Raw genomic sequence first — 22,239 nt, 5'->3', positions numbered from 1 at the left:
TTGACGGCTCGTAGCACCCCAAAGGCCCCCGCTCAGGCGGCGATACGGCCTCGAAGCTGGAATTTTCAGTGCGATGGTCCATCGGATCCACTCCGCCACCGCACAGATGCCCCGCCGGCGTGCCGATCGGCCAGCAGGATAGCCAAGTGGTCAAACTGCATGTTCGTGGCGACGGAGGTGTAGGCCTTCGCCAGGCTCTCGCCCTTGGACCTCTTCGAGCAGCAGGCCCAAGCTCACGCCTATCGTGTCGGTGTTGGTGCCGGCGATGGCGGCGTACAGGCGCGCGACGACCTCCTTGCCCGCGGGGAGCGCGCTGGCCTGGGCCGCGTTCACCTTGATGTCGTAGAGCGCACGGCCGCCCTCGTATCGACTGTTGACGCACCAGGCGCCGAGCCCCGACGAGCCCAGGGCTTCTCCGTTCGACGCGCTGATCTGTCGGCCCTTGCTGTCCTTGGGATGGCCGGCCGGCGCCGGGCGCGACTTGAGCGACGCCACGCCCTTCGCCAACTCCTTGCTTGTGTAGAGCCGCTTGTTGAGCACAACGCCGTCGACGGCATGCAGCACGTCGCGGATAGTGATGACGTCGCCGTCTCGGCGGACGTTCTCTGAGTTGACCGTGGTCAGGATGTTGATGCGCTTCTTAGACATTGCATGCCTCGCTGTGGAGATGCTGTCCGATGCTAGGGAAGCACGCGTCGGAACGACGAGATCCAAGAGCGAGGTGGACGGGGCCTGCAAGTGCCCAATCGCAGCTAAGGGCAAAACGCCGTACTGTTAGCCCAAACGCCATAGGTTTCGCGCATTTTCCTTGTAACCTCCTCAACATGCAGTTCAAGCTCTACAAACTCTCTTACGACGCGGACTCAATCAACTCTCTAACCCTTGAAGAGCGGTATACCTTCGTGATGCTGGGGCATATGTTTAACGAAATGACGACCCTGCGGCGGCTGCTTGCGTTCAGCTTCCCTACTGATTCAGACTCCGAACCGATGGTTCGTGAGGCCAAGTTTGCTCAGGCAATGTTTATCTTGCGAATCGCTGCTGGGAAGCTTTGGGAGGCTCAGCAGGTCATCGACAATGAAGTGATGTCAGGGGAAATTCAAAAAACTTTTCTTCCTGCTCTCGAAAACGGCCGTCGTAGATGGCTAGAGCTGAAGGCAGCAAAGGTGAAGGTGAAATGGATAAACAAAGTAAGAAATGAAGTGGCATTTCATTATCCCAGCTTCAAAATCTGCAAGCCACTTCTCGAACCATCCATGGGCGAGAAGATCGACATTTTTGGCAGTGGAAAAAATGGTAACACGTTCCACAAATCGGCAGAAGACGTCGCCCAGCGCATCTTTTTCGACAAAGCTGGTCTTGACGTCGAGCGTGCGCAAGGCATGATCGACGAACTTCTGGACTACCTCCTGATTTTCAACGGATTGGTGGACGAATTGCTGGGCGCTTTCGCCCAAAAGCGGCTTCAAAATGCCCAGGTCACCTCGTGTTCGGTCGACTCTCCGCCGTTTGCTGGCTTCACCTTGCCGGCTTTTTCTTTCTGGACCAGTACGGTCAGTTGCCAATGGCCTTGTGAGCCGAACTCTAGGCCTGTCGCTCATTCCCCATCGCGCTCTGCAGGTACTTCGTCAGAACCGGCTTGCCGTCGGCGTCGAGCAGCGCCTCGGTCTGCGCGCAGTAGCACCGGAAGCGGTTGCCGTTGGTCGCGTAGAAACCCTTCACCTCCTCGCGCGAGTAGGTGTGGCCCGAACGCGAGGCATGCCAGCTGCGCGTGGTGGGCTTGAATGCCGACGTCCACAACAGCGCGGTGCGAATCCCGAGCTGGGCCTCTGCGTCCTCCCCTTCCGCGATGCGCGCCTCGCGCAGCGTGCCGGGGATCTCGGTCTGAGCGTACAGCGCCGCGCGCGAGCGGCTCACGTCCAGGCGCTCCATGATCTCGGTGCGCACCGCCTTCGGGTTCTTGCCGTCGACCACGGCTCGGCCGATCACGCCGGCCAAGTCGGCCCGCGCCTGCGAGGTCAGGCCCGTCCAGTACTCATTGCTGCGCACGCGCGCCAGCGCAGCGCGAGTGCGGTACGGCTCGCTCATGACGATCGTCTCCAGGCTGCGCGCCGCGGCGTAGGCGGCCGACAGGTTGGTGAGGTTGGCCGCCGACTGCGCGGCGCCGAGCTGGGCGGCCTCCTCCTGATAGACCGACCACCACGCGACGTGGTCCGAGTCGCGCCCGTCGTTGATCCAGCGGTCCAGCGCCGCCTGCAGGTCGCGCATCGTCTGGTCCAGCACCTGCGGCGTGGCGCCGTAATGCACCAGGGCCTCGGCGGTCTCGCTGCCGCGGTCGTTGCCGGCGTACACGGGGATGCGCGCGAAGATGGCCAGCACCTCGACGGCAAGGCCGCGATACCGCCCCCGGATCTCGCTGACGGCGCGCCGCATGATGCCTGCGGAGCCGGTGCGCTCGCTCTTGCTGCCCGGGATCAGGGGATTGGGCGTGCGCGGAGCCGGCATCAGGCGGCCTTCGCTGGCGCCTTATTCGCCTTCGGATCGGCCGGCACCGTGCCGGGCGCGCCCGCGTTCGGGTCCTCCTCGAGATCGCCCTCCTCCGGCATGCCATCGTCGGACCGTGGCTCGAAGCCCACCATGGCCCGCAGCTCGTTCGCATCGAACAGCGGCTCGGTCAAGCCAGCCTGGAAGGCCTGCTGCGCAGCAGTGGTGGCCTTGTTCAGGTTGGCCAGCTTGTCGGCGTCGCTCGGCGCGTTCACCGGCGGCCATTCAATCTCGAACTCGCCCTGGTCGATCACGCCGGCGGCCTGCATGCGCCGGACGAACTCCTCCAGCATGGGCGTGAGGTCATTGGCCTGCCGCGAGGCGCAGCGCGCGCCGAAGTCGGCCTTGTCCTCGTCGCTGGCCAGGCGGCCGGTCTGCTGGCCGAACAGGATCGTGAACGGGATGCGCACCGATGCGGCGAACAGGTTGGCCGCGAACGTGCCGGGCCCAGCCGGGTCGGAGATGGTGGTCTGCAGCGTGGAGGCCTTGCCGCCCTGCATGACGATCGACGCATCTTGGTTGCGGTTCAGCCGGCGGGTCTGGCTCTCGTGCGCCTCCCTGACCGTCTGGGCCGGCGCGCCGTTCTCGCCAGGGATCGCCTGCGGCGTGGCCTGAGGGTCGTACTCGAATACCACCGTGCGCGCGCTGTTCTTCAGGAAGGACTCCGCGCTGCCGCCGCTGATCTTCTCGAGGTCGACCAGGCTGTTGAAACCCGCCTTGAGCAGCGGCACGCCCTCGAACATATCGCCCACGCTGCCCTCGGCCAGGATCTGCACGCGGCTGTGGTGCACGTCCTGCCACTCGTCGGGCTGGCCCTGGGTGTCGGTGCCGCCGACCTTGCGCGCGCGGTACTGGAAGGTCAGCGGCTGCCCGTAGCGCGCCGAGGTCTTGTCCTCGTCCCACTTCGTGACCTTGATCTGGTTCTCGAAGACGGGCACCAGGTCCACCAGCTTGGTCGCGGTGGTCAGGGGCTGGCTCAGCAGTTGGTTGTCCGCCATGCGGTAGATCAGCGCCGCATACCGCCCGATCATGTTCCGACGGTCAAGGTCGCGCAGCTTCTGCCAGCCGTTGATCGCCTTGAGCACCTTCAGGGTCTTCGTCTCCCATGGCGTCGGCTTGTCGACCTCTGGCTGCTTGATGCGGGGCAGCTTCTGCCAGCAGCCATCCAGGAGACGGTGCACGGCGCCAAAGCCCGCGCCGCCGCGGTCGTAGGCAAGCTGGAAGTCCTCGAAGGTTAGGTCCTGCTTGTAGCCATAGGACGCCCAGGCATTCGGTCGCTTGGCATCGAGGCCAGTGAAGAAGCTCAGAAGGTTCTCACGGGACCGGATGATGTCATTGCTCATTGCGTCGGGTCTCAGATGGTGCAGCCAGGATGGAGGCGACGCTTCTCCTGCACATAGCAGGCATGCGCGAGTTCGGGCGTGTCGAAGCGGCCCAAGAAGTGCTTGCGGCTCTCGCGGAAGATCGACGCCTTCCACTTGCCGCGCTTGGGGTCGGCCGACACGCCGAGGAGCCCGCTCGTGCTGCGGCTGTGCGCGCGGAGCTGGTTCTGGGAATTCACGTCACGCGACACGTCGCGCAGGTTGGCGAGGCGGTTGTTGGTCTTGACGCCATCGCGGTGATCGATCTCGCCCTTGGGCCACTCACCGTAGGCGAGCAGCCATGCGAGGTGGTGCGCATTGCACTTCTTACCGAGCACGCCCAGGCAGACATAGCCCTTGGCCTTCACTAAGAAGCCGATGGGCCGCCCGGTCAGGTGGCTGGTGAATACGCCAGTCTCCGGACAGTAGGAGACCACAGCGCGCAGCTGCTCGGCGGTGAATGGCTGTCCAGGGATGTGCGTCTGTTTGCTCATCCCTCCCCATGCTAGGGAGCGCAAAAGCACTATCCTTTCCGTCTTTTAACTATCTAGAAAGCTTCGGAATGACGGACAAGAAGGATCCGAAGAAGTCGCCGAACCAGACCGGTGGGCCCGTCGTCAAGACCGGCCCAACTGCTGGTCAGAACCGGTCGAGGAACCAGGATGGCGCTTGGAGGAAAAAGCGAAGCGACGCAGAGACCCCGAAGAAGTCCGGATGCTTCCTAACCTCAGCGGCTTGCATGCACCGAGGATTGCCTGATGACTGTCACGAGCTCAACACGCTGCGGAACTTTCGAGACACTTACCTGGCGCAATTCTCCGATGGCCGCGCTCTCATTGCTCATTACTACGAGGTCGCCCCAGCCATCGCAGCCAAGGCAACCCAATCCGACTTGGACTACGTGTGGCAAGTGATCGGCCTGTGCATCCGGCAAATCAGTGAAGGTCAACGCGCCGAGGCATGCGGGACGTATTCCCAAATGGTGAGGCACCTTGCGGACAAGCATGCAGTCGTGAATGGGTGACGGGGCCTGCCCGAAGGTGCCGCAGCGTCTCAAAGGCGCGCGCAGCTAGGTCTGTGTGACATCGAGCGCTCCAGGGGCCTCAGCACTCACCGCGACGCGGCTGGCGCAAGCGGATGGTGTCGGAATCGGTCATGCCTCCAACGCTAGGAAGCTGACATGTAACGGATAATGAAAATCTAACTCGCGGCTTCGGAAATTCGATGGACAAACGTTATCAAGTATTCGTCAGTTCTACGTTCGCAGACCTCAAAGACGAGCGACAGAAAATAATGCAGACCCTGATGGAGATGGATTGCATTCCTGCCGGCATGGAGCTATTCCCGGCAGCAGACGAAGAGCAATTAGCCTTTATCGAAAAAATAATCGACGATTGCGACTACTACCTTCTATTAATTGGAGGACGTTACGGCTCCACTACCCCCGAGGGCGTCAGCTATACCGAAAAAGAGTATGACTACGCCATCCAAAAAGGGATTAAGGTAATTGCCTTGTTGCATCAAAACCCAGAAGAAATTCCAATGGGAAAGTCAGAACAAGATCCTGTGCTACGAGGACGATTAGCCGCATTTCGCGACAAGGTCGCAAACGGTCGCCTTGTCCGATTCTGGGGACGCGCCGAGGATTTACCTGGCATGGTTTCACTAAGTCTGTCGAAAACAATTAAGACCTATCCTGCCGTTGGGTGGATTCGAGGCAATCTCGTTGCCAACGAAGATGCACTTCAGCGCGTCGAGGCCCTCCGGGTCGAGAACGAAGCCTTACGAACGAAGTTAGCCGCTGCAACGCCCACTTTTTCTCCGCCATCCAACATCGCGGGCTTGGACGAGAATTTTTCTATCACAGGAACGTCGTGGATCGATGGTTATCGAAGAAAATGGAATGCCAATTTGACATGGAGGAAGATTTTTTGGCATATCTCTCCATATTTAGAAAAGGTGCCAGCAGAGGTAACGATTAAAAAGCAATTTTTGGATTCCATTGTCAAGGAGAACGGGATCGGTGGCACGAGCGTGGCCTTGGATGATCAAATATTTCAAACAATTGGCATACAGTTACAGGTGCTTGGACTCGTAAAAATTGAACACCTTCGTGCGGTGGATCAATCGATGCATCTTTACTGGTCCCTCAAGCCAGACGGCAGACAGTTGATGCTTGAACTACGAACTGTGCGCAGTGCCGCCTGATTTTGGTGAATGCCCCTAGGTGAATATTCCAGCCTGAGGGTGCAGCAACGCATTGAACGCCCGCGCCGCGCCGTCGACCTGATCGTCGTACTTGCCATTGGGGAACAGGCGGCACTCGTCCTTGAACGGCTCGTTCCAGGCTCCCTTCACCATCACCACCGCGCCGGCGTTGATCTGGCTGGCCAGGGGCGTGGCCCGGGTCACCTTGTCGCCCGACTCGGGGCTGAAGTGCACCGAATGCCCCGCAAGCAGAGCAGCGAACGCCAGCACCTGGCTCTTGCCGGCCTGGCCAGGATCCTGAGGCAAGCTCTGCTTCAGCGCACGGCCGTCGCTCAGGGCCGTGTTCTTGACCAGCATGTCGCGTTGGTGCGTCTCGAACTGCTCACGCACCGCGTTGGCGATGACGTAGCGGCCGTCAGCCAGCCGCCCCACCTTCACGCCGGCGGTGAAGTCGCCGGACGCCGACGCGCCCAGGTCCCAGCCGCGGCACCACTCCACCACGCCCGGCGGGCACACGTCCACGGTCGTCAGCAGGTCAGGCTTGATCACACCGCCATCGGGTGACGACGAGCGCTGCCGATACTGGCCGGCAAAGATATAGGGCCTCTCCTGCTCCACGCGCCGCAGCTCTTCGGCGTTGTGCTTCTGGGGCCAGAGCGGCGTGCCGTCGTCGTTGCATGCGGACAGGCAAACGTGGTTCCAGACCTTGCCGTTGCCGCTCTCCACTGCCGGCGCGCCAGCCTATTAGCCAGCCCGCGAAATCGTTCTCGTGCAGTCGCTGCTGGATCACGGTGATCGATGTGTTCGGGCTGTTGACCCGGCTTTCAATAGCGTTCTTGGAATATTCGATCAATCGGCCGATCTCTGCGAAGCGGTGCGATGAATAAAAACTCCTCGCAGACACCAAGCGTCTACTCAACCATCTCACTGAAATCGAGTGCCCCAACGGAGACGCGATAGCCCCCCTCGCTGTGAATCCAGTCGTAGAGCTGATGCCTTTTCTTAAGAGAGTCGAGCGCTTCGATCACGCGCCGCTCCCGAGCCTCCGCTGCACCCGCTCGCTTCGCGGAGACGAGGTTGACGGCCCAAAGTTGCTTGAGAGCCATTTGCGTATACGAAAGCTCCCGCTGAATCGACAACAAATCTTTGAGCAACTCCGGAGGAATGTCTTTGCCCACCAGTGTTTGAAGAGTAACGAGCAGGTCGGTGACACGCTCTGTCCGTAAGCGAAATGCAGTTCCAACGTTGTGACGAAGATTCCGGGAGATGTAGCCCATGGTCTGCGCCGCCTCATCGCAGGTAAGGTAGCAAGAACGTGCGATAGCAAGTCGAGCTTCCACATACCGTCGACTCTCATCCTTCTTTTGCCGCAGCTGATGCCGTGCTGGGACTGCAATGGCCACTGCTATTGCCGCGACAGATCCCACAGCTTGTACCCAAGCGGGGGTGTCCGCGCGAGAAAGCCAAGCCCCCATGACAGTCCATCCCGGGTAGATGGCCAGCGCGAGCGAGCCAAATATGCAACCCAACATCACCATTCCAATCATCGCCGCAGGTCCTCCAAGCTCCTTCTGCATTACGTCCTCCTCGTAGGATTCGGAGTATGAAGGAGCACCTCCCTCCTCTCTTCATGCAAAGTACGCTCTGTGACCGCCAACACGGCGCATTCGAAAGCTGCCTTACACACAAGTACCGGTATCCGCTGGGAACCACATTGAGCTTGAGCGATTCTTGGTGCGCGCGGCCAGTTCGCTCCTGAACTGTTTGCTGATCGGTAGAGTCGTCAGAACATTCAACGCGGCAGTTCCTGGATTCCGAAGACATACAGCAAGCACCGCAGCGAATGCCCGCCCTCCGTCGCGCAACTCTCGTGGATGGCGAAGCAGGCGACCACCGTCAGGATCAGCACGGCCACGAGGCAGTCGAGCGGTGTGCCGCTCAACCGCCGACCCCACGCAGAGAGTGCGAAGTAGCTGATCATCACCACGCTCGAGGAGAGGATGAGCGGCGGGGTCGGAGGCCTCGCCCGGACATCCTCCATGGCGCCCCACTCTAGACGGGCACCGAGTTCGGCTCCTCAGGGGAAACGCGGAGCCTCCGCCCTACTTCGCCCCCTGCAGCGCCCCCACCACCGCATCGAAAAACGGCACCATCGGCAGCCCCGCCCCCGTCGGCTGCGGCTGCGCGCCCCACACCACGATCACGACCTTCTCCTTGCGGTTGATGTAGAGGTACTGGCCCATGATGCCGGTGCCGTAGAAGGCTCCGTCGTCGCCCGAACGCCCGCCGGGGATCCACCAGAGATAGCCGTAGGCCAGCGGTGTGCCGCCGCTCAGCCGCTTGGGGGACCCCGCCTCGGCCACCCAGCCGGGCGGGAGCACGCGCTGGCCGTCGATCACGCCGTCGTTCATCATGAACAGGCCGAAGCGGCCGTAGTCGCGCAGGGTCGCGCTGATGCCGCTGCCGCCGATCTCCACGCCGTTGGGCGAATCCAGCCACCAGTTGGCGGGCGCCTCCATGCCCATGCGCGACCAGATCTTCTCCGACAGGTACTGCGCCAGCGGCCGCTTGACCGCGTTGTAGACGATCTCGCCCGCCACCTGCGTCTCGCCGGTGCTGTAGTTGTTGACCATGCCGGGCGTGGCCGCGCGCGGCAGCCTGCTCATCAGGGTCATGAGCGCGCCGGGCGTCTGGCCGATCTGGGCCTCGAGCATCTGGCGGCGGTCGGAGCTCGGGTCGGTGTAGGTCTCGTTCCAGCGCGCGCCCGAGGCCATCATCATCACGTCGCGTACCGTCGCGCCGTCGTAGGCGCTGCCCTTGAGCCGCGGCACGTACTTGACGACCGGATCGTCGATGCTCGCGATCAGGCCGTCCTGCACGGCCGCGCCGATCAAAGTCGAGGTGACCGACTTGGCGACCGACATCGACATCCAGCGCGTCTTCTGTGTGTTGCCGTACTGGTAGCGCTCGTGGGCGACCTTGCCGTCCTTGAGGATCAGCAGGCCGGCCACGCGGTTGGCGGCAAAGAACTCGTCCAAGCCGTAGTCGCGGGTGCCGGCCACGAAGCGCAGTTGCGTCAATTGGGTGGCGGCCGCAGGCAGCGCGTAGGGCGTGCCGCCGGCGTCGATCGTGCGGGTCGGGAACAGCCGGTCGATGTTGCGGTAGGTGCTCACGGCCAGTTCGGGCGTGAGCACGCCGTCGTACATCTGGCGCACCGTGCCGATCGGCTCCGAGGCATGCGGGTAGCCGTTGCCGGTGCCGGGGTTCGCGGGCGGATTCGGTGCTGGCGTCTCGGCGCCGCTGCCGCCACCCCCACCTCCTCCGCCACCACACGACGCGAGCAGCAGCGCGATGGACACCATCAACGCGGAAGAAGCCGCGCGCAGCGCCTGCGGCCTCCGGGAGGGGAAGTGACGTTCATTGGCCATTGGAACGGGGCACGGCTTCCATGAGCAAGCCGAGGGCTTTCTGCAGCGCGGCCACCGACGGCGTCGCGCCGCGGTCGAAGCCCATGCGCACGACCACCAGGTCGTGCGAGGGGACGATCAGCGTGATCTGGCCGCCCGCGCCCAGCATGTAATAGGCGGAGGTCGGCACGGCGTACTGGCCCGAGCCGTTGAGCCAGAAGAAGCCGCCGTAGATGGGTCGCTTGTCGGCGGCCCAGGCCGGCGCCAGCGTGCTGACGAATTTCACGTAGCCCTCGGGCAGGATGCGCTCGCCGTTCCAGACGCCGTCCTGCAGGTACAGGTTGCCCAGGCGCGACCAGTCGCGCGCGGCCATGAACTCGTAGCCCTGGGTCATGAAGTTGCCGTAGGGATCGGTCTCCATGACCATCGAACGGATGCCGATCTTGTCGAACAGCGCGCGCTGCGGGAACGACAGGTACTCCTCGCCGCGCTTTTCCACCGCCAGCCGCACCAGGTAGCTCGCGAGCACGGGGTCGGTGTTGCGGTAGCGGCCCACGGTGTTGGGCGGCCACTGCTGCGGGCGGGTCGCCGCGTAGTTGAAGATGTTGATGCGGCCGGTGTAGAAGTAGGTGTGGTCGGGGTAGGTGCCCTGGGGGTCGAAGTCCGGGTCCTCGGGCGCCTTGATGCGCAGCCCGCTCGACATGTGCAGGATGTCGGAGATCCGGATCTTCTGCCTCGGGTCGCCGGCCGCCTGCCATTCGGGGATCGGCGCCGGCTGGTCGAGCGTGTAGGCGCCCTGCTTGATCAGCACGCCCATCAGCGTGCCCACCACGCTCTTGCCCATCGACCACGATTCGAGCGGCGTGCTCGGCGTGATGCCCGGCATGTAGCGCTCGCCCACGATGCGGCCCTTGTGCGTGACCACGAAGGCGGCCGTGTAGGCGTCCGGTGCCGCGAAGGCTGCGTCCACCGCCTGCGCGAGCTTGACCGTGTCGAGGCCGGCCACCGGGCCGGTGGGCAGCACGTCGCCCATGGGCCAGGGCAGGCTGTCGGCGCTGGGCAGCGCGCTGGTCACGCGCACCGGCGTGAAGAGCACATCGTCGCGCCCGGAGGGCAGCGTCACGCATCCCTGGGAGCCGAAGTAGCGGGCCGTGATCACCCGGCTGTTGGGCATGGTGATGCGGACTTCCTTCTTCGCATAGTCGAACACCGGCCGGCCCACGGCCTGGCGCCAGGCATAGGGGCCGGTGAAGAAGCCCACGCTCTCGACGGCCACGTCCGGATTCAGCCCGGTGATGAAGGCCGCGGAGCACATGGTCTTCGCATAGCCCGAGGTGTGGAGTTCCAGCACGTCGCCGGGTGGCGCGACGTAGGGGGTGTCGAGTTCGAGCGCCTTGGCGCGGGCGATCATGGCCGCGGGCGCCGGCAGTGCGGGGCCCGCCGCCGGGGGCGCGCCGTCACCGCCGCCCCCTCCTCCTCCACCGCCGCCACCCCCGCAGGAGGTCAGCGCAAGGGCCGCGAGCGTCGCGGCCGTGAGCTTGAACAGGACAGGACGCAGGCTCGACATCTGGATTCCTCGCAGGGGGCGGAACACAGATTGTCACAGACCGTGACAACGTTCACGGCGGCGCGGCATGCGCGTTTACCCGCTCCGAGCCGGCGGGCCCAGGCCTGGCGCCGGTTCAGAGGCGCTTCAGCTTCGCGGTCCTTCCTTGCCGAACAGCCGGCGCATGGCCGCCAGGCCCGCCAACAGCGCGGTGTTGTAGTTCTCGTAGGCATCGTCGGAGGCTTCCAGCGGCTGGTAGGGCAGCGTCTCCTCCATGCCGGGGGCTTCCACCAGCACCCAATGGAATTCCCCCTCCTCCAGTTCGTGGACGGTCAGGGCGATGTTGCGCAGGGGGGAGGACATGAACGGAAAGAGGAAGTGATCGGTGGCTCGCCCCGATGCTATGCAAGGGCCGTCACTTTGGCAGGGCACAAAGTCACGATTCATCACAGACGTCTGAGTTTGTAATAGCGCTTGCGTTGGCGCACAGGGTGGGCGCGCGCCAAGGCAGGCTCGAAGGCTTCACGCGCTGCCACGCTTCTCCTACACCTGCGGCCCGGCAGGCCTCCTAGGCTGGCGTTTTCGGCCCCCGTGCCGTGACTGAAGAGGCCTCACATGAAGAACTTCGCGATCACCTCCCACATGACCGCCACCCTCGGCGGCGCCTTCTATCCCACCGGCCATTCCATGGTGATGTTCCCGAGCGCGGACGACGCCAGGCACGTGGGCCAGCAGTTGCGCGAGCACGGCTTCGATGCCGGCGCCATCTACCTGATCCCGCCCGAGGTGGTGCTGTCGCAGATCACGCCGACCACCTCCGACGCCGACAACCCCCTGCCCTCGGCCGGCACCGAGGGCGCGACCGTGCGGGCCTACACCAAGCTCGCGCGCGAGGGTCATACCGCGCTGCTGGTCGAGACCAAGGACGAGGAAGCGGCGGAGCGCCTGATGAAGGTGGTGCGCACCGTGCCCTATGCCATCGCGCAGCGCTACCGGATGCTGGTGATCGAGGACCTCTGATCGGTCGAGCGGCGGCCCGACGTTCAGGCCGGCACGGCGCGGCGCACCACGTCGCGCGCCATCGCCTGGGCCAGTTCCTCCTCGCCCAGGAACACCGTCACCGCGGCCTCCTGCGTGAGCAGGCGGGCCTCGTCCTCGTTGTGGCTGCGGATCACGGTCTCGATGCCCGGGTTGAGCGTGCGCGCGGTCTCGATCATCTGGCGCACGTTCATCGCGTCGGGCGTGGCCACCACCAGCACCCGGGCACGCGCGATGTGCGCCTGGATCAGCACCGCGGGCTCGGCCGCATCGCCCCAGACCGCGGCCACGCCCTCGGCGCGCAGCTTCTCGACCAGCTCGCGGTTCTGCTCCGCCACCACGAAGGGAATGTGATGCGCGCTCAGCGCCGCGGCGATGCGCCGGCCGACGCGGCCGTAGCCGACCAGCACCACCTGGCGCGACAGATAGCGCGCCTCGGTGCTGGTGGGCAGTTCGGCCAGCGGGTCGTCGCGGGCATCGAGCGACCGTGCGAAGGACGAATGCGCGCGCAACCATTTCTGGATCGGCGCGATCAGGCTGAACCACAGCGGGTTGGTGGCGATGGAGATCAGCGCGCCGGCCAGGATCAGGCTCTGGCCCTCGGGCGGCAGCAGCTTGAGCGCCACGCCCAGGCCGACCAGGATGAAGGAGAACTCGCCGATCTGCGCCAGGCTCGCGCTCACCGTGAGCGCGGTGTTGAGCGGATAGCGGAAGGCCAGCACCAGCACGCAGGCCGCGATCGACTTGCCCACCACGATCACGCCCACCACCGCCAGCACCTGCAGCGGCCGCTCGATCAGCACCGAGGGGTCGAACAGCATGCCCACCGACACGAAGAACAGCACCGCGAAGGCGTCGCGCAGCGGCAGCGATTCCTCGGCCGCGCGCTGGCTGAACTCCGACTCGCGCATGACCATGCCGGCGAAGAAGGCGCCCAGCGCGAAGGACACGCCGAACAACGCGGCCGAGGCGAAGGCGATGCTCACCGCCGCCGCCACCACGCACAGGGTGAAGAGCTCGCGCGAATTGGTGCGCGTGACCTGCCAGAGGATCCAGGGGAACACGCGCCGGCCGACCACCAGCATCAGCGCCACGAAGCCGCCGACCTGCAGCAGCGTGATGCCCAGCGTGGTCCAGATGGCGCTGGCGTCGGCGCCATCGGCGGCCCCGCCCAAGGTGCCGGCCAGCGGCGGCAGCAGCACCAGCACCAGCACCATCGCCAGGTCTTCCACCACCAGCCAGCCGACCGCGATGCGGCCGGTGTACGAATCGAGCAGGCCCAGGCTCTCGAGCGCGCGCAGCAGCACCACCGTGCTGGCCACCGACAGCGCCAGGCCGAAGACCAGCGCGCCGCCCAGGTCCCAGCCCCACCAGGTGGCGAGCGCGCCGCCCATCAGCGTGGCCACACCGATCTGGACCAGCGCGCCGGGCACCGCGATCTTGCGTACCGCCAGCAGGTCGTCGAGCGAGAAGTGCAGGCCCACGCCGAACATCAGCAGCATCACGCCGATCTCGGCCAGCTGGGCGGCGATCTCGGCATCGGCCACGAAGCCGGGGGTGAACGGTCCGATGATCACGCCGGCCAGCAGGTAGCCGACCAGCGCCGGCAGGCGCACGCGCGCCGCCAGGAAGCCGAGGATGAGCGCCAGGCCCAGCCCTGCGGCGATGGTGTTGATCAAGGAAACGCTGTGGGGCATCCGGTGGGTGTCGCTGCTGAAAGTCGTGAAGGCTTGCGCGCCGAGGGCGCAAGAGGCTGCTGCGACTGTAGCGTCCACATTCCCGCAGCAGCGTGACGCGCAAGAAAAAACCCGCCGCAGCGGGTTCTTTCTTCTGCAGGCGCCGGCAGCGCTCAGTGCATGTGCAGGCCGCCGTTGACCGAGAAGTCGGCGCCGGTGGAATAGCCGCCCTCGTCGGTGGCCAGCCACGAGATGATCGAGGCGATCTCGCTGGGCTCGCCCAGGCGCTTGACCGGAATGGTCGCGACGATCTTGTCGAGCACTTCCTGGCGGATGGCCTTGACCATGTCGGTGCCGATGTAGCCCGGGCTCACGGTGTTGACCGTCACGCCCTTGGACGCGAGCTCCTGCGCCAGCGCCATCGTGAAGCCGTGCATGCCGGCCTTGGCGGCCGAGTAGTTGGTCTGGCCGGCCTGGCCCTTGGCGCCGTTGACCGAGCTGATGTTGACGATGCGGCCCCAGCCCTTCTCGACCATGTCGCCCACCACCTGCTTGGTGACGTTGAACATGCTGTTGAGGTTGGTCTCGATCACCGCGCTCCAGTCCTCGGGCGTCATCTTGAGGAACATGCGGTCGCGGGTGATGCCCGCGTTGTTCACCAGCACGTCGATGCTGCCGTGTTCGGCCTTGGACTTGCCGAAGGCCTCGACCGTGGAGTTCCAGTCGCCGACATTGCCGACCGACGCGTGGAACTCGTAGCCCAGCGCCTTCTGCTCGGCAAGCCATTTGCCGAAGTCGCGTGTGGGGCCGCAGCCCGCGATGACCGTGAAACCGTCCTTGTGCAGGCGTTGGCAGATGGCGGTTCCGATGCCTCCCATGCCACCGGTGACGTAAGCGACTTTCTTGCTCATGAATTTTCCTTAGATATACGAAGCCCGGACAGGCGAGATCACTGTAGCGAAGTTTCGCATGCCCTCCCTCCTAGGAAAACACTGACCCCAGAGACAACACACTTGTCACACTTCGTTCCTACACTGCGGCATGTCTTCCATCGCCCTGAACGGCGTCGCCAAGTCCTGGGGCGACAGCACGGCCCTGCATGCCGTCGACCTGCAGATCCAATCCGGCTCCTTCTGCGTCCTCCTCGGCCCCTCGGGCTGCGGCAAGTCCACCACCCTGCGCATCGTGGCGGGCCTCGAGACCGCCAGCGCCGGCCAGGTGCTGATCGATGGCCGTGACGTCACCGATCTCCCGCCGGCCCAGCGCGGCATCGCGATGGTGTTCCAGAACTACGCCCTCTTCCCCCACCTCAGCGTGGCCGACAACATCGGCTTCGGCCTGTCGGTGCGCAAGGTGCCGGCCGCCGAGAGCGCGCGCCGGCTGCGCGAGGCGGCCGAGCTGCTGGGCCTGAGCGCCCTGCTCGACCGCAAGCCCGGCCAGCTCTCGGGCGGCCAGCAGCAGCGCGTGGCGCTGGGCCGCGCGCTGGTCGCGCAGGCCAAGGTCTGCCTGATGGACGAGCCGCTGTCCAACCTCGATGCCCAGCTGCGTCAGGACATGCGCCGCGAATTGCGCGAGCTGCAGCAGAAGCTGGGCCTGACCGTGGTCTACGTCACGCACGACCAGACCGAGGCCATGAGCATGGCCGACCAGGTCGTGCTGCTGCACCAGGGCCGGGTCGAGCAGGCCGGCACGCCCCGCGCGCTCTACGCGCGCCCGGCCACCACCTTCGCGGCGCGCTTCATCGGCACGCCACCCATGAACCTGGTCGCGCTCGAGGCCGACGGCTGCATCGCGGGCAGCGAGGCCGACTCGGGCGTGCGGGCCGCGATGCTGGGCGTGCGGCCCGAGGCGATCACGCTCGATGCGCAGGGCATCCCCGCCGTGGTGCGCAGCGTCGAGTACCTGGGCGCCGACCTGGTGCTGCGCTGCGCGGTCGGCCGCGAGACGCTGCTGGTGCGCGCCGCGGGCCAGCACCTGGCGGCCCCGGGCGACAGGGTCGGCCTGCGCTGGGCCGCCGAGGAAGCCCACGGCTTCGATGCCTCGGGCCGGCGCACCGAAACGGCGCACTGAGGCGCACCACCCCATCGCCATCAACGATTTCATTTCGAGGAGAAGTCCCCCCATGCAACGCAATACCTTCGTCAAGGCAATGGCCGCCACGGCCCTGTTCACCAGCCTTGCCGGCCTCGCGCAGGCCCAGGCCCCGGTCGATCTGCAGTTCTACTACCCGGTCGCGGTCGGCGGCCCGATCGCCAAGACCATCGACGGCTTCGCGGCCGGCTTCATGAAGGAGAACCCGAACATCAAGGTCACGCCGATCTATGCCGGCACCTACCAGGAGACCATCGTCAAGGCGCTCACGGCCCACAAGTCGGGCACGCCGCCGGTCACCTCGGTGCTGCTGTCGACCGACATGTTCACGCTGATCGACGAAGACGCCATCGTGCCCTTCGACGACTTCGCCAAGACCGCCGAAGACAAGGCCTGGATGGGCAGCTTCTACAAGGCCTTCATGGCCAACAGCCAGACCGGCGGCAAGACCTGGGGCATTCCCTTCCAGCGCTCGACCGTGGTGATGTACTGGAACAAGGAACTGTTCAAGGAAGCTGGCCTCGACCCCAACAAGGCACCGACGACCTGGGCCGAACTCAAGGACGCCGCGACCAAGCTCACCAAGAAGGACGCCGGCGGCAAGACCACGCAGTACGGCGTGCAGATCCCGTCGAGCGGCTTCCCCTACTGGCTGTTCCAGACGCTCACCACGCCCAACGACACGATCCTCGCCAACGAGGCCGGCACGCAGGTCAAGTTCGACGATCCGAAGGTGATCGAGGCGCTGCAGTTCTGGGTCGACCTGGGCAAGGCCGGCATCCACCCGCCGGGCGTCGTCGAATGGGGCACCACGCCCAAGGACTTCTTCGAGAAGAAGGCCGCGATCATCTACACGACCACCGGCAACCTGACCAACATCAAGGCCAACGCCAAGTTCGATTTCGGCGTCGGCATGATCCCGGGCAACAAGCGCAAGGGCTCGCCCACGGGCGGCGGCAACTTCTACATCTTCAAGAAGTCGACGCCGGCGCAGCAGGAAGCCGCCTTCAAGTTCGCCAAGTGGGTGACCCAGCCCGAGCGCGCCGCGCAGTGGAGCATGGAGACCGGCTACGTCGCCGTCTCGCAGGCCGCCTACGACACGCCCACGCTCAAGAAGTACGGCCAGGACTTCCCGGCCGCGCTGGTGGCGCGCGATCAGCTGCCGGTGTCGGTGGCCGAGTTCTCCACCCATGACAACCAGCGCGTGACCAAGGCCCTGAACGACGGCCTGCAGGCCGCGCTGACCGGCACCAAGACGCCGGCCCAGGCGATGCAGGACGCGCAGAAGGAAGCCGACCGCATCCTGCGCAACTACAAGTGAGCACGCGCGGCAGCCCGACCGCCCACCGCGGCAGCCACACGGCCGTGCAGGCCTGGCTGCTGCTGCTCCCCGCCTCGCTGATCCTGCTGGCCTTCACCCACTGGCCGGTGATCGGCACGCTGTGGCACAGCTTCCAGTCGACGCCCAAGGGCGGCCGGCCGCCGGTGTGGGTGGGCCTGGAGAACTACCAGGTCATGCTCGACGACCCGGTGTTCTGGAAGGCGCTGGTCAACAACCTGTGGTTCGCGGGCGCGACCATTCCGCTGTCGATCGGCCTGGCGCTGGCGATGGCGCTGTGGGTCAACGAGCGCATCGCGGGCCGCACCTTCCTGCGCATGGCCTACTTCACGCCCACCGTGCTGCCGATGATCGCGGTGGCCAACATCTGGCTGTTCTTCTACACGCCGCAGTACGGCCTGCTCGAACAGCTCAGCGGCGCGCTGGGCTTCGGCTCGCACAACTGGCTGGGCAGCCCGAGCACCGCACTCGGCGCCGTCACGCTGGTGGCGGTGTGGAAGGAAGCCGGCTTCTTCATGATCTTCTACCTGGCCGCGCTGCAGTCGCTCAACCCGAGCCTGCGGGAGGCGGCGGCGATCGAGGGCGCATCGCGCTGGTACTTCTTCCGGCGCGTGCAGTGGCCCTTGCTGATGCCCACCACGCTGTTCGTGCTGATCAACTGCGTGATCAACGCCTTCCGCATGGTCGACCACCTGTTCGTGCTCACGCGCGGCGGCCCCGACAACGCCTCGACGCTGCTGCTCTACCACCTCTACGAGGTCGGCTTCAGCTTCTGGGACACCGGTTACGCCTCGGCGCTCACCATGGTGATCATCGTGGCGCTGGTCGGCGTGACGCTGCTGCAGTTCTTCGTGCTCGACCGCAAGGTGCACTACCGATGAAGGCCGCGCCCTCGCAACGGCTGGCCTACAACGCGCCGACCCGGCTCGACACGCTGGCCGCCTGGCTGCTCGCGCTGGCCTGGGTGCTGCCGCTGATCTACACCGTGTGGACCGCCTTCCATGCGCCCGAATACGCGGCGCGCTTCGTCTGGAACGCGCCGCTCACGCTGGACAACTTCGCGCGCGCCTGGGAGGCCGCGCCCTTCGCGCGCTACTTCCTCAACACCACGCTGCTGGTGCTGATGATCCTCGCCGCGCAGCTGGTGCTCAGCACCATGGCGGCCTATGCCTTCGCGCGCTACGAGTTCCGCGGCCGCGACATCGTGTTCTCGCTGGTGCTGGTGCAGCTCACCGTCATGCCCGACCTGCTGCTGGTCGAGAACTACCGCACCATGGCCAGCCTGGGCCTGATCGACAGCCTGTTCGCCATCGGCCTGCCCTACTTCGCCTCGGCGCTGGCGATCTTCCTGCTGCGCCAGACCTTCATGGGCATCCCGAAGGAGCTCGACGAGGCCGCGCGCATGGAAGGCGCGAGCGCGCTGCAGATCCTCTGGCGCGTCTACGTGCCGCTGGCCAAGCCGATCTACGTGGCCTTCGGGCTGGTGTCGGTGAGCTACCACTGGAACAACTTCCTCTGGCCGCTGATCGTGACCAACAGCGTCAAGGCGCGGCCGCTCACGGTCGGGCTGCAGGTCTTCTCCTCGGTCGACCAGGGCATCGACTGGTCGATCATCACGGCCGCGACGCTGATGACCTCGGCGCCGCTGCTGATCGCCTTCCTTCTCTTTCAGCGCCAGTTCGTCCAGAGCTTCATGCGCGCGGGGATCAAATGAAGCTCGTGACCTGGAACACCCAATGGTGCCGCGGCCTCGACGGCGCCGTGAGCCCGCAACGCATCGTCGAGGGCGCGCGCGCCATGGCCGACTTCGACGTCCTGTGCCTGCAGGAGATCGCGCAGGGCTATGCCGACATGCCGGGCGCACCCGGCGACCAGCCGGCCGAGCTGCAGGCGCTGCTGCCGGGCTTCCAGCTCTTCTTCGGCGCCGCGGTCGACGAGTTCGATGCCAAGGGCCGGCGCATGCGCTTCGGCAACCTGATCGCCACGCGGCTGCCGGTCGCGCAGGTGCAGCACCACGCGCTGCCCTGGCCGGCCGATGCGGGCGTGCGCAGCATGCCGCGCATGTGCACGGTCGTGACGCTGCAGAGTCCGGTGCTCGGGCCGGTGCGCGTGATGACAACGCACCTCGAGTACTACTCGAAGCCGCAGCGCATGGCGCAGGCACTCGCCTTGCGCGCGTTGCACATCGCGGCCTGCGCCCATGCGGCCGCGCCGCCGCTGGACGACGACAGCCGCTCGCCCTTCCAGACCAAGGTGCACACCGGCCATGCGATCCTCTGCGGCGACTTCAACCTCGCGCCGACCGAGCCCGAGTACGCGGCGATCCAGCAGGGCTTCGGCGCCGATGGCGCGCAGCAACTGCAGGATGCCTGGCGCATCCGCCATGGCGCGACGCCCCATGCGCCCACCTTCCGCCTGTTCGACCGCACCTACGGACCCGAGCCCGTGGCCTGCGATTTCGTCTTCGTGAGCGAAAGCCTGGCGCCGCGCGTGCGCCGCATCGAGGTCGACGCCGCCACGCAGGCCTCGGACCACCAGCCGGTGGTGGTCGAGTTCAGCTGACGCGCTGCAGCCACTGCGCGACCTGCGCGCGCTGCTCGGGCGTGTAGCGCAGGCCCAGCTTGGAGCGGCGCCACAGCGCGTCGTCGGCCGTGGTCACCCATTCCTCGGCCTGCAGGTAGCGCAGCTCGCGCGCATGCAGACCGGGCGCCACTTCCTCGCCCAGGTCGGCCATCGAGGCCGCATCGCCCAGCAGGTTTTCGATGCGCGATCCGTAGGCATGGGCCAGGCGGCGCGCCAGCGGGGCCGGCAGCCAGCCATGGCGCGCCTGCACGGCGGCGACGAAGCGCTCGAAGTCCGTGTCGGGGCGCTGGGGCGCGCCGATCCAGCCCGACAGGTCGCCGCCGGCCAGGTAGGCACCGCCGGTCCAGGCCGGCCGCGGGTCGCCCAGCATGCGCCCCACCTCGTCGGCCGCGTCCTCGGCCAGCTTGCGGAAGGTGGTGATCTTGCCGCCCCACACCGACAGCAGCGGCGCGGCCGTGGTGTTGGCTTCGAGCAGGTAGTCGCGCGTGACCGCCGACGGGTCGCCCGAGGCGTCGTCGAGCAGCGGCCGCACGCCCGAATAGGTCCAGACCACGTCGGCCGGCACGATGGGCTTCTCGAAGTAGCGGCTGGCCTGTTCGCACAGGTAGTCGATCTCCTCGGTCGAGATGCGCGAGGCGCCCGCATCGTCGGCGCCGACCTCGACGTCGGTGGTGCCGATCAGCGTGAAGTCGTCCTGGTAGGGAATGGCGAAGATGATCCGCTTGTCGGGGTTCTGGAAGATGTAGGCGTGGTCGTGCGCGAACACCCGCGGCACGATGATGTGGCTGCCCTTGACCAGCCGCAGGCTCTTGGTCGCGAGCGCCTCGCCCTGGGCGGCCTTGGCCGTGCCGCGCAGGAAGGACTCGGCCCAGGGGCCGGCCGCGTTCACCACCGCGCGGGCACGCACGCTGCGCACGCCCTCGGGGCCCTCCAGCGTGGCGGTCCAGCCGGTGGCATCGCGCTGCACGCTGGTGCAGCAGGTGCGCGTGAGGATCTGCGCGCCGCGCGCGCGCGCGTCGATGGCGTTGAGCACCACCAGCCGCGCATCGTCGACCCAGCCGTCGGAATAGACGAAGCCGCGCTTGTATTCGGCCTTGAGCGGCTGGCCGGCCGCGTGCCGGCGCAGGTCGACCGAGCGCGAACCGGGCAGCACCTCGCGCTTGGCCAGGTGGTCGTACATGAACAGGCCGATGCGGATCATCCAGGCCGGCCGCATCGACGGGTCGTGCGGCATCACGAAGCGCAGCGGCCACATGATGTGAGGCGCGCTCTTGAGCAGCACCTCGCGCTCCTGCAGCGCCTTGCGCACCAGCGAGAACTCGTAGTACTCCAGGTAGCGCAGGCCGCCGTGGATCAGCTTGGTCGAGGACGAGGAGGTGTGCGAAGCCAGGTCGTCCTTCTCGCACAGCACCACCCGGTGGCCGCGCCCCGCCAGGTCGCGCGCGATGCCGCAGCCGTTGATGCCGCCGCCGACCACCAGCACGTCGCAGCTCAGATCACCCTCAGGCGCTTCGTATTTGTCCATTTCGTTTCCTTATGGTGCGATTTTCGCTGTAGTTTCCCCTAAGATCAATTCGTTTTTTTTCGATTTAAACTGCTTTCCTCGCTCCAACGACCCCCAACGTGAACTCCAACCCCCGCCAGATCCGCCTGCTCGACACCGTGCGCGGCCGTGGCTCGGCCACCGTCGAGCAGCTGGCCGAAATGCTGGGCGTGACGCTGCAGACCGTGCGGCGCGACGTGCAGCGCCTGGCCGACGACGGCCTGCTGGCGCGCTTCCACGGCGGTGTGCGGGTGCCGAGCTCGACCACCGAGAACCTCGGCCACCGGCTGCGCGAATCGCTCAACGCCGACGGCAAGGCGCGCATCGCGCGCGCCGTGGCGGCCCAGGTGCCCAACGACTGCTCGCTGATCCTCAACATCGGCACCACCACCGAGGCCATCGCCAAGGCGCTGCTGCGCCACACCGGCCTGCGCGTGATCACCAACAACCTGCACGTGGCCAACATCCTGGCCGACAACCCCGACTGCGAGGTGATCGTGGCCGGCGGCGCGGTGCGCGCGCGCGACCGCGCGATCGTGGGCGAGGCGACGATGGATTTCATCCGCCAGTTCAAGGTCGACATCGCGCTGATCGGCTGCTCGGGCATCGAGGCCGACGGCACGGTGCGCGACTTCGACCTGCGCGAGGTCAAGGTCGCGCAGACCATCGTGGCCCAGGCGCGCGAGGTCTGGCTCGCGGCCGACGCCAGCAAGTTCAACCGGCCGGCGATGGTGCAGCTCGCGGCGCTGGCGCAGATCGACCGGCTGTTCACCGACGCGGCGCCGCCGGCCCCGTTCCCGGCGCTGCTCGAGCGGGCGCAGGTGCGCCTGGAGATCGCCGACAAGCCATGACGTTTTCCCCCTCCCCCGCCGGGGGAGGGTTGGGGTGGGGGCACGCAGCCGC

General features: G+C 66.0%; 23 protein-coding genes. 9 read left to right on the top strand and 14 right to left on the bottom strand.

Annotation, left to right across the window (positions count from 1 at the left end; all coding sequences use genetic code 11):
* Positions 1-150: 150 nt before the first annotated feature.
* The 5 genes from QTI20_RS05385 to QTI20_RS05365 all read right to left on the bottom strand — a co-directional run bounded on the left by QTI20_RS05385 (position 151) and on the right by QTI20_RS05365 (position 4,399).
* The gene (locus QTI20_RS05385) at positions 151-648 is read right to left on the bottom strand and encodes a DUF2213 domain-containing protein (protein WP_286549538.1); all 498 of its coding nucleotides are present in this window, start codon (positions 646-648) and stop codon (positions 151-153) included.
* 497 nt (positions 649-1,145) lie between these two features.
* A complete protein-coding gene (locus tag QTI20_RS05380; protein ID WP_286549540.1) occupies positions 1,146-1,565 on the bottom strand; it encodes a basic helix-loop-helix domain-containing protein in 420 nt (139 codons plus the stop codon).
* A 19-nt stretch (positions 1,566-1,584) separates the two neighbouring features.
* Entirely contained in the window at positions 1,585-2,505 is a 921-nt protein-coding gene (locus tag QTI20_RS05375) for a phage minor head protein (protein WP_286549542.1), read from the bottom strand.
* A complete protein-coding gene (locus QTI20_RS05370; RefSeq protein WP_286549544.1) occupies positions 2,505-3,887 on the bottom strand; it encodes an anti-CBASS protein Acb1 family protein in 1,383 nt (460 codons plus the stop codon). Before QTI20_RS05370 ends, QTI20_RS05375 begins: the two co-directional genes overlap by 1 nt.
* Positions 3,888-3,898: 11 nt before the next feature.
* The gene (locus tag QTI20_RS05365) at positions 3,899-4,399 is read right to left on the bottom strand and encodes an HNH endonuclease signature motif containing protein (RefSeq protein WP_286549546.1); all 501 of its coding nucleotides are present in this window, start codon (positions 4,397-4,399) and stop codon (positions 3,899-3,901) included.
* On the opposite strand from QTI20_RS05365, the gene QTI20_RS30700 reads away from it, so the two are divergent.
* Together QTI20_RS30700 and QTI20_RS05360 are read left to right on the top strand one after the other, a co-directional pair.
* Positions 4,366-4,929, top strand: coding sequence for a CFI-box-CTERM domain-containing protein (locus QTI20_RS30700; RefSeq protein WP_353621738.1), 564 nt, complete (start codon positions 4,366-4,368; stop codon positions 4,927-4,929). The two genes, QTI20_RS05365 and QTI20_RS30700, sit on opposite strands and share 34 nt — an antisense overlap.
* Before the next feature lie 200 nt (positions 4,930-5,129).
* Positions 5,130-6,113 (top strand): DUF4062 domain-containing protein, encoded by a 984-nt coding sequence (locus QTI20_RS05360; RefSeq protein WP_286549547.1) that lies wholly within the window; start codon positions 5,130-5,132, stop codon positions 6,111-6,113.
* 15 nt (positions 6,114-6,128) lie between these two features.
* Here the strand turns inward: QTI20_RS05360 and terL are convergent, their stop codons facing one another.
* From terL to QTI20_RS05330, 6 genes are all read right to left on the bottom strand, one after another.
* The gene (gene terL, locus QTI20_RS05355; protein ID WP_286549549.1) at positions 6,129-6,839 is read right to left on the bottom strand and encodes a phage terminase large subunit; all 711 of its coding nucleotides are present in this window, start codon (positions 6,837-6,839) and stop codon (positions 6,129-6,131) included.
* 185 nt (positions 6,840-7,024) lie between these two features.
* Complete coding sequence (locus QTI20_RS05350; protein ID WP_286549551.1) at positions 7,025-7,690, bottom strand: hypothetical protein; 666 nt, start codon at positions 7,688-7,690, stop codon at positions 7,025-7,027.
* A gap of 215 nt (positions 7,691-7,905) precedes the next feature.
* Positions 7,906-8,094 (bottom strand): hypothetical protein, encoded by a 189-nt coding sequence (locus QTI20_RS05345; RefSeq protein WP_286549554.1) that lies wholly within the window; start codon positions 8,092-8,094, stop codon positions 7,906-7,908.
* 121 nt (positions 8,095-8,215) lie between these two features.
* Positions 8,216-9,541 (bottom strand): serine hydrolase domain-containing protein, encoded by a 1,326-nt coding sequence (locus QTI20_RS05340; RefSeq protein ID WP_286549556.1) that lies wholly within the window; start codon positions 9,539-9,541, stop codon positions 8,216-8,218.
* Positions 9,531-11,087, bottom strand: coding sequence for a serine hydrolase domain-containing protein (locus QTI20_RS05335; protein WP_286549559.1), 1,557 nt, complete (start codon positions 11,085-11,087; stop codon positions 9,531-9,533). The genes QTI20_RS05340 and QTI20_RS05335 overlap by 11 nt, the downstream gene beginning before the upstream one ends.
* 126 nt (positions 11,088-11,213) lie before the next feature.
* Positions 11,214-11,429 (bottom strand): hypothetical protein, encoded by a 216-nt coding sequence (locus QTI20_RS05330; protein WP_286549560.1) that lies wholly within the window; start codon positions 11,427-11,429, stop codon positions 11,214-11,216.
* Between the two features lie 252 nt (positions 11,430-11,681).
* On the opposite strand from QTI20_RS05330, the gene QTI20_RS05325 reads away from it, so the two are divergent.
* Positions 11,682-12,086: a hypothetical protein gene (locus QTI20_RS05325; RefSeq protein WP_183027686.1), complete on the top strand. Its 405-nt coding sequence runs from the start codon at positions 11,682-11,684 to the stop codon at positions 12,084-12,086.
* Positions 12,087-12,109: 23 nt separating this feature from the next.
* Here the strand turns inward: QTI20_RS05325 and QTI20_RS05320 are convergent, their stop codons facing one another.
* The gene (locus tag QTI20_RS05320) at positions 12,110-13,801 is read right to left on the bottom strand and encodes a cation:proton antiporter domain-containing protein (RefSeq protein ID WP_286549564.1); all 1,692 of its coding nucleotides are present in this window, start codon (positions 13,799-13,801) and stop codon (positions 12,110-12,112) included.
* 152 nt (positions 13,802-13,953) lie between these two features.
* On the bottom strand, positions 13,954-14,691 hold the full coding sequence (gene phbB / locus QTI20_RS05315) for an acetoacetyl-CoA reductase (protein ID WP_183027688.1): 738 nt from the start codon (positions 14,689-14,691) through the stop codon (positions 13,954-13,956).
* A gap of 130 nt (positions 14,692-14,821) precedes the next feature.
* Here phbB and QTI20_RS05310 point away from each other — a divergent pair, with 130 nt between their 5' ends.
* Genes QTI20_RS05310 through QTI20_RS05290 form a run of 5 tightly spaced genes read left to right on the top strand, consistent with a single transcriptional unit; the run spans position 14,822 to position 19,772 of the window.
* The gene (locus tag QTI20_RS05310; protein ID WP_286549566.1) at positions 14,822-15,850 is read left to right on the top strand and encodes an ABC transporter ATP-binding protein; all 1,029 of its coding nucleotides are present in this window, start codon (positions 14,822-14,824) and stop codon (positions 15,848-15,850) included.
* A 52-nt stretch (positions 15,851-15,902) separates the two neighbouring features.
* A complete protein-coding gene (locus QTI20_RS05305) occupies positions 15,903-17,192 on the top strand; it encodes an ABC transporter substrate-binding protein (RefSeq protein ID WP_286549568.1) in 1,290 nt (429 codons plus the stop codon).
* On the top strand, positions 17,189-18,091 hold the full coding sequence (locus tag QTI20_RS05300; protein WP_286549570.1) for a carbohydrate ABC transporter permease: 903 nt from the start codon (positions 17,189-17,191) through the stop codon (positions 18,089-18,091). The genes QTI20_RS05305 and QTI20_RS05300 overlap by 4 nt, the downstream gene beginning before the upstream one ends.
* Positions 18,088-18,924 (top strand): carbohydrate ABC transporter permease, encoded by an 837-nt coding sequence (locus QTI20_RS05295; protein ID WP_286549572.1) that lies wholly within the window; start codon positions 18,088-18,090, stop codon positions 18,922-18,924. Before QTI20_RS05300 ends, QTI20_RS05295 begins: the two co-directional genes overlap by 4 nt.
* Positions 18,921-19,772 carry an endonuclease/exonuclease/phosphatase family protein gene (locus QTI20_RS05290; protein ID WP_286549574.1) on the top strand — a complete coding sequence of 284 codons (852 nt, stop codon included), beginning with the start codon at positions 18,921-18,923 and terminating at the stop codon, positions 19,770-19,772. Before QTI20_RS05295 ends, QTI20_RS05290 begins: the two co-directional genes overlap by 4 nt.
* Here the strand turns inward: QTI20_RS05290 and glpD are convergent.
* On the bottom strand, positions 19,765-21,318 hold the full coding sequence (gene glpD, locus QTI20_RS05285) for a glycerol-3-phosphate dehydrogenase (RefSeq protein WP_286549576.1): 1,554 nt from the start codon (positions 21,316-21,318) through the stop codon (positions 19,765-19,767). The two genes, QTI20_RS05290 and glpD, sit on opposite strands and share 8 nt — an antisense overlap.
* A 98-nt stretch (positions 21,319-21,416) precedes the next feature.
* Between glpD and QTI20_RS05280 the strand changes: the two genes are divergently transcribed.
* On the top strand, positions 21,417-22,187 hold the full coding sequence (locus tag QTI20_RS05280; RefSeq protein WP_183027695.1) for a DeoR/GlpR family DNA-binding transcription regulator: 771 nt from the start codon (positions 21,417-21,419) through the stop codon (positions 22,185-22,187).
* Positions 22,188-22,239: the final 52 nt, after the last annotated feature.

Source organism: Variovorax sp. J2P1-31 (assembly GCF_030317215.1).
Classification (GTDB): domain Bacteria; phylum Pseudomonadota; class Gammaproteobacteria; order Burkholderiales; family Burkholderiaceae_C; genus Variovorax.
Note: the sequence above shows the minus strand (reverse complement) of the source record. Positions and strands in the feature narration are given on the sequence as shown.